Origin of the sequence: Gilliamella sp. wkB171 (assembly GCF_001693755.1) — a bacterium.
GTDB lineage: Bacteria > Pseudomonadota > Gammaproteobacteria > Enterobacterales > Orbaceae > Gilliamella > Gilliamella apicola_F.
Window position 1 is genome coordinate 85,932 of record NZ_LYST01000048.1, and the last position, 7,942, is coordinate 93,873.

5 protein-coding genes are annotated in these 7,942 nt (G+C 34.9%); 4 read left to right on the forward strand and 1 reads right to left on the reverse strand.

Translation table 11 applies throughout. The features are described from left to right. Nucleotides 1-57 precede the first annotated feature (57 nt). From pta to A9G03_RS10000, 3 genes are all read left to right on the forward strand, one after another. Nucleotides 58-2,205, forward strand: a complete 2,148-nt coding sequence (gene pta / locus A9G03_RS09990; RefSeq protein ID WP_065799124.1) for a phosphate acetyltransferase — start codon at nucleotides 58-60, stop codon at nucleotides 2,203-2,205. 89 nt (nucleotides 2,206-2,294) lie between these two features. Next, nucleotides 2,295-3,878, forward strand: a complete 1,584-nt coding sequence (gene guaA / locus A9G03_RS09995) for a glutamine-hydrolyzing GMP synthase (RefSeq protein WP_065799125.1) — start codon at nucleotides 2,295-2,297, stop codon at nucleotides 3,876-3,878. Between the two features lie 199 nt (nucleotides 3,879-4,077). Then, the gene (locus A9G03_RS10000) at nucleotides 4,078-4,572 is read left to right on the forward strand and encodes a hypothetical protein (protein WP_065799126.1); all 495 of its coding nucleotides are present in this window, start codon (nucleotides 4,078-4,080) and stop codon (nucleotides 4,570-4,572) included. Nucleotides 4,573-5,903: 1,331 nt separating this feature from the next. Here the strand turns inward: A9G03_RS10000 and A9G03_RS10005 are convergent. After that, complete coding sequence (locus tag A9G03_RS10005; protein WP_065799127.1) at nucleotides 5,904-6,599, reverse strand: XRE family transcriptional regulator; 696 nt, start codon at nucleotides 6,597-6,599, stop codon at nucleotides 5,904-5,906. A gap of 539 nt (nucleotides 6,600-7,138) precedes the next feature. Here A9G03_RS10005 and A9G03_RS10010 point away from each other — a divergent pair. Continuing rightward, a complete protein-coding gene (locus A9G03_RS10010) occupies nucleotides 7,139-7,522 on the forward strand; it encodes an antiterminator Q family protein (RefSeq protein WP_065633653.1) in 384 nt (127 codons plus the stop codon). The last annotated feature ends 420 nt before the right edge of the window (nucleotides 7,523-7,942 follow it).

A 7,942-nucleotide genomic window follows, 5' to 3' on the forward strand; every position in this document is an offset into this window, starting at 1 on the left:
AAAACCGCCAAATGGCGGTTTGTTTTTATTTAATAAAGAATTAAGAGGAAATGAATTATGTCTCGTACTATTATGCTAATTCCAACCGGAACCAATGTCGGTTTAACAGGTGTGAGTCTTGGTGTTATTCGAGCTATGGAGCGTCAAGGTATTAACCTAAATGTGTTTAAACCCGTTGCACAACCAAGAGCAGGAGGAGATGCGCCAGACAATACTACAACTTTAGTTAGTCATAACACATCTATTCCTGCTTTAAAACCACTAAAAATGAGTCATGTTGAAAATCTATTAGGTTTAAATCAACAAGATGTATTAATGGAAGAGATTGTTGCACTTTATGCTGAAAACACCAAAGGTGCAGATGTTGTGTTAGTTGAAGGTATTGTGCCAACATCCGATTATCCGTTTGCGAATGAACTAAATAATAATATTGCTAAAACTCTTGGCGCTGAAATTATTTTTGTCGTTAACATGGGTAAAGATACACCAGAACAGCTTAAAGATCGTATTGAAATTGCGCGCTCTAACTTTGGTGGTATTAAAAATGAAAAAATTGTAGGTGTAATTGTTAATAAAGTGAATGCACCAGTTGAAGAGCAATCACTTGCTCGTCCTGATGTTGCAGAAATTTATCATACACCAAAATTTGACGATAAAAAAATCACCATTAAAGATTTAAACGAATATAGCCCACTTCCAGTTCTTGGTTGTATTCCTTGGAATATGGATCTAAGCGCTTGCCGCGCAATCGATATTGCTAAACATTTTGATGCTAAAATTATCAATGAAGGTGGCATTAAAAACCGTCGTATTAAACATATTTCTTTCTGTTCAAGAAGCGTTCCTAACATCATTAACCACTTGCAACCTAATGCATTATTAGTAACTTCAGCAGATCGCTCAGATGTCCTTGTTACTATTTGTTTAGCGGCTATGAATGGTGTATCAATCGGTGGTGTGTTATTAACGGGTGGCTATGAAATTGATGACAAAATCTATAAATTATGTCAACCAGCTTTTGATACCGGTTTACCAGTATTTACTGTACAAACAAATACTTTCCAAACATCAATCAATTTACAACAATTTAACTTAGAAATTCCGGTTGATGATAAAGAGCGTATGGAAAACACACAAAACTTTGTGGCTGATCATATCGATTCTAGTTGGATTAAATCATTAAATGAAGTAGTGAATTCTGCTCGTCGCTTATCACCACCTGCGTTCCGTTATCAATTAACTGAACTTGCTCGCAATGCGAAAAAAGTGGTGGTATTGCCTGAAGGTGATGAACCAAGAACGGTAAAAGCAGCGGCTATTTGTGCTGAACGTAATATCGCAAAATGTGTGTTACTTGGTAATCCTGATGAAGTGCGTAAAGTTGCTGCATCACAAGGCGTGACTTTAGGCCAAGGTGTTGAAATTGTCGATCCGGAATCAATTCGTGAAAAATATGTACCTCGTTTAGTTGAATTACGAAAAAACAAAGGTATGACCGAAGTTATCGCGCGTGAGCAATTAGCCGATAATGTGGTTCTTGGTACTATGATGCTTGAAGCGAATGAAGTAGATGGTTTAGTATCAGGTGCGGTGCATACAACAGCAAATACTATTCGTCCACCATTACAATTAATTAAAACAGCACCGGGTAGTTCACTTGTTTCATCTGTGTTCTTTATGTTAATGCCAGATCAAGTCTACATTTATGGTGACTGTGCGATTAATCCAGATCCAAATGCGCAAGAGCTTGCTGAAATTGCTATCCAATCTGCTGATACTGCAATTGCTTTTGGTATTGAACCACGCATTGCGATGATCTCTTATTCAACAGGTAGTTCTGGTCAAGGTGCCGATGTTGAAAAAGTGAAAGAAGCTACTCGCATTGCGCAAGAAAAACGTCCTGATCTGATGATTGATGGTCCGTTACAATATGATGCGGCGGTAATGCCTGATGTGGCTAAATCTAAAGCACCAAACTCAAAAGTAGCTGGTCGTGCAACGGTATTTATCTTCCCTGACCTAAATACAGGTAATACCACTTATAAAGCGGTACAACGTTCAGCAGATCTTGTGTCTATCGGTCCAATGTTACAAGGTATGCGTAAACCTGTTAATGATTTGTCACGTGGCGCATTAGTTGACGATATCGTCTATACTATTGCATTAACTGCAATTCAATCAGCACAAGAAAATGCTGCAAAATAAGCGAAGCATGCAGTTCTAACCATAGATAAGAGGTGATACAATATCACCTCTTATTTTTTATATTATTTCATACCTTAGGAATAAAATTAATGAAGCAAGACATCCACCAACAGCGCATATTAATCCTCGATTTTGGCTCTCAAGTTACCCAATTAATCGCTCGCCGAGTCCGTGAAATTGGTGTTTATTGTGAACTTTGGCCATGGGATGTATCAGAAGAAAAAATCAAACAGTTTAATCCTAAAGGTATTATATTATCAGGCGGTCCAGAAAGTACTACCGAACAAAATAGCCCACGCGCACCTGAATATGTTTTTAGAGCTGGTGTGCCAGTGCTTGGTATCTGCTATGGTATGCAAACTATGGCGATTCAAGTAGGTAAGGGCGGACAAGTTACTGCATCTAATCAACGAGAGTTTGGTTATGCTAAAGTTGATATTGTTGCAAAATCAAAATTAACAGACGGTATTTTAGATAGCACCAATGATGCTGGCATTGAGCAACTTGATGTCTGGATGAGTCATGGCGATAAAGTCACTTCATTACCTGACACATTTACCTTAATTGGGCAAACAGAAACTTGTCCATTTGCTATTATGGCCAACGATGAAAAACAGTTTTATGGTGTACAGTTCCATCCTGAAGTTACTCATACCATTAAAGGATTAGAGTTATTAAAGCGTTTTGTGATTGATATTTGTCAGTGTGAAAAATTATGGACACCATCTTCAATTATTACTGATGCGATAGCACGAATCAAAGAGAAAGTCGGCAATGACAAAGTATTATTAGGCTTATCCGGTGGTGTTGATTCTTCGGTTACGGCTTTATTATTACATCAAGCAATTGGCGACCAGTTGACCTGTGTGTTTGTCGATCATGGTTTATTACGTTTAAATGAAGCGAAGCAAGTCATGGAGATGTTTGGTGATAAATTTGGATTAAATATTATTGCCGTAAACGCTGAAGATCGGTTCATGGCTGCGTTAAAAGGAGAGGCTGATCCTGAAGCTAAACGTAAAATCATTGGTCGTGAATTTGTTGCTGTTTTTGATGAAGAGGCGTCAAAATTAAAAGATGTCAAATGGCTTGCGCAAGGCACCATCTATCCAGATGTGATTGAATCAGCTGCGGCCGATACCGGTAAAGCTCATGTGATTAAATCTCATCATAACGTTGGTGGCTTACCTGAAGATATGAAAATGGGGCTAGTTGAGCCATTAAGAGAATTATTCAAAGATGAAGTACGTAAAGTCGGTTTAGAACTAGGCTTACCTTACGAAATGCTTTATCGACATCCATTCCCTGGACCGGGTTTAGGGGTGCGTGTTCTTGGTGAAGTGAAAAAAGAGTATTGCGATTTACTACGCAAAGCTGATGCTATCTTTATTGAAGAACTCTACAAAGCTGATCTTTACCACAAAGTCAGTCAAGCTTTTACCGTATTCTTACCAGTACGCTCAGTTGGGGTAATGGGCGATGGACGTAAATATGATTGGGTTGTTTCACTACGAGCAGTAGAAACCGTAGACTTTATGACCGCCCACTGGGCACATTTGCCATATGACTTTTTAGGGCGAGTATCAAATCGAATTATTAACGAAGTTAATGGTATTTCCCGTGTGGTTTATGATATTAGTGGAAAACCACCAGCAACTATCGAATGGGAATAATTTCATTTATCATTTATCACACTAATAAAAGCCCTGTTAAGCAGGGCTTTTATTTCTGTCCAAATTCAAGTCAATTAAGTAGTTCAACCTACAAATTTATATTTTCTTTCACGTAAAAACTTTTTAATTATTAATAATCGTGTTTAAAATAAACATGATACAAAATCAAATTGTTATATTGATGAATAAGGAATAGTGAATGAAAGGAAGAATAAGTTATATTGTTGTGATAATTGGTATGTTGTTTATTTTTTCTGTACAAGCTAAAAATGAACTTAAAACGAGTGGTAAGTGGGTTTATGGTGAAGTTTTAGATGTCAAAACTAAGCAGAATAAAGATTTGGCAATCACAGCTGATTTTGATCGTTTTTCATCAACTCCTGATGTTTTATTGGGTGTTAGTTGTGAAAGTAATACTATTTCGATAATAATTATGAATGACTTAATAACGCCAAAAACGCAGTGGACTTTTATTTTTACGGTAGATGGTAAAGAGATAAGCCAACAAAAATTAAAGTTTGATGATAAAATTCTATTCAGCAATTTTGATCATCTGTTCTATCAAAGTTTAAAAGATAAAAAAATGTTATTGGTAAAAGCATTTAATAAAACTAAAACTGTTAATATGAAATTTAGCTTAGATGGGTTCAATCAGGCGTTCATGCCAATAGAAATGCATTGTAAGAATAAATAATTAAAAAGTATTACTATTGGATTTTTAATTTTAAACTCAATACATTTACGCTAAATAATTAGCGTAAAAATTTAAATCGACAACTACTTTATTGCTGTTTACTGTTGGTATTATCCTCAGGTGGTTGTGTTGTTGGGGATATATTATTATATGTTTCTTTATGGTCTCCCTCGCATTCATAAACGGTAATACAGCCTGAAAGTAATAAAGTTGAAATTAATATCATGATAAACTTCATTGCAATTACCTATAATAAAAAGCGCAGCTAGTAATTAAATTACACATTCCGAAAGTAATAATTAATAAGTAATATTTCATGGTCATATTCTCTTTTTGTTGCAAGGAAAATTATTAAAATTGTTTTAAATCAATTTGATGTTTTTATTAAGTCACTCATTAATAAATAATAAGGATATAACCAGACAAACATCTTATTTTAAATAAAAGCTGTTTGTATGATTAGATTCTTATTTTAGATTTGATTGATTCTTTGAGTATTAACTTTAAATTGATATAGATGTTTGAATTTTAGTTATCCTAATTAAAGTATTTTTTATTTACGGTTAAAAAAAGTATTTTTCATTAATTTAGTTGATTAAAAAAACATGTTTTACATTCACGATGTTCTTACGCCTTACTTGTCCAATAGTTATCAGGAATATGCAATTAACAAGGCGACCAATCCCATAAAGATTAATATTAAATTGGCAAAGTAGATAAATCGGATTTCGTGTTTAGTTAATTGATAATCTTTGTCAAATCTGTTTTTGGTTTTAATATTAATAAAATCTCTATTAATCATGATATTTCCTTAAAAAAGGCCCCAACATGTTGGGGCGAAGGATGTGGTCTGTTCGCAGTCTTTCCCGCTGTCCTTTTCCTAACAACAGTGTGCGTGAGTGCTGATAGGATGAGATATGGCAGTATTAATTGTGTTATGTGCAATTAATACCGCCATCAGCCGTAGTTTACCGTCATACCTGTGACATTTATCAAAACCGCAGTATGTTCATATGCCCCTGCTAGCTACTTGAATCTTATTAACGCATTAAATAACTCGTAGTCTTGTTTAATGACACTGTTAACTTGATTGGTTTTGATGTTGCAATGATAATATATGTTATCATTGATGTCAATAATTAAAGTTATTAATTTGTGTTTTTTGGTTATTGTTTGTTATCGATAAAGGCAACGCTACATTATTGAGGTGAAACGGTCTCAGCCCGATAACGGGCTGTTGTAGAGAGGGAGTAAGCTGTGTTATCAATTGTTATCATTTCAACCTGTGCTGGTTGATTGATATGGTGTGTTTTTGTCTGATTATCGGGCTCTTAGTTAAGAATGGATGATTGCCACCAAACTCGTCCTAAAATAGTAATCTCATCTTGTGAAATGATTTCATCCTCATAACCTGGATTATAACTTCGGATTTTGATTTGATTACCGGGTAGTTTTTCTAAAATTTTGATTCGGAGTAACCCGTCATGATTAATCGCATAAATTTTACCATCACGAATACTGGTATCGGCCTGGTCAATAGCAACCGTGGCACCATCTTGAAAAACAGGCTCCATACTGTCACCATAAACTGTTAAGCAAACTGCGCAATCTTTATCAATGCCATAGCGGCGCATGGTTGAACGAGACAGTCTCAATTTGTAACCATTATAATCTTCAATATCATCTGCAAATCCATCACCGGCAGATAGCCGTACATCCTTATAAAATGGCACTTCAACCTCATCATTATCAAGTGGTGTTTGACTATCCCAGTCATCGATAGTTCCCAGTATTTTTGCATTGGCTTGGTTTTTGCCCACGTCAGGTTTCCCGACGCCTTGGGTAAGCCATAACAGGTCAACATTTAAGGCTGTTGCAATTTCAACAATTTTGCGAGATGTGCTTGATTTACCTGAAACTAGTTTTTGAATGGCGGGTTGGCTAATTTTGACTATCTCGGCTAATTGGTGCTGAGACAAGCCGGATGCTTGTAATGCCCAATTTATTCTATCGGTAAAAGTGGTCATAGTATTACCTCGTGGTTATCGACCGGGTCAGTATATAACCCAAGTTATCAAATATCAATGATTAATAGCGATAATGATAATTGCTTTAAATGATAATATAGGTTATCATTATTAATAATTAAAATTATCAAACTCAAATTGAGCAATAATAACAATAACTTTAACGATAAAACGCCCAATCAATTGAGTACTTTTGATGATTTTAATTTAATGGGTAGTGTAATTTACTTAATTATCTGGGGCGTTAGCGGTTTGTACTAATGATATTTTACTCTTTACTGAGTTATCACGGATGTAGTCCTAAGCTCACTATACTGCGAAGGTTTATAAGAAGGGCATGAACTTGTTTAGTTTCGATGTTTTTTCTAAGTAATAAGTAATAAGCAGTAAGTAGTTGTCAGGACAGTGTAACGCATAGCCCTGATAATTTTAGGCTCATTAGTTTGTTTTAACTCAGCATAAAGAATAACACAAGTTACCCATTAATATTTTGAACCCAATATCAGCATAAAAAATAGTGGAATAAAGAAGAGGTCACAATGAAAGAGACGAAAGATATTTTAACGGCATGGCGAAATACCCGCATTGTTAAGCGTATAGGAACAGAATATCCATCACAATCATCGGTTGTTGCTGGAGCGGCTCGAGATTTTGATTATCGCCAATATTTGACAGAGCAAGAAGCAGAGGTTGTTGATAATGCTGTTTTGAGTTTGAAAGAATATAATCCGGTGCAATGGACGGTGTTAGTGGCGTATTACTTAAAGAATGTGTCTTGTAATGCACAAGCGAAAGCGATAGGTAAAAGGCCTCACGACATTATCAATATTTTGAATCAGGCACAAAGTTTTGTGGGAGGGAATATTTATCCATTTTTCAATAAAAGTAGTAAAAATGTTAAACATTGCAGTGAAAATGCTTGACATTGCGCAAATAAGCATATATAATTAGTCCAAAATCAAAATTTAAACGCATAAAAAAGCCCGCTAGCAATAGACGGGCTTTTTTGTTATGTGAAATATATTGCAACATATTGTATTAACTAATTAAATTATTTTTGAATTTGAGTAGCTCAAAATAGGGTAATGCAAATATTTAGAGATTGATTAGATAAATAATCAATAACATATTAAACTTTATTCGATAGTGTATTTATTCCCTTAAATGATACCAAACATCTTAATTCATCAAGAAAACAAGTAATCTTTTGCGTATCAATCTTATTATTTACCTTTTATCGATTTCTACTTGCACAACAATGGCAATGATTTTGATGTAAATTAGTTTAATAAACATTATAAAAATGTTTGTTGTTGAATATTTTATAATTTTATCAATTAGTT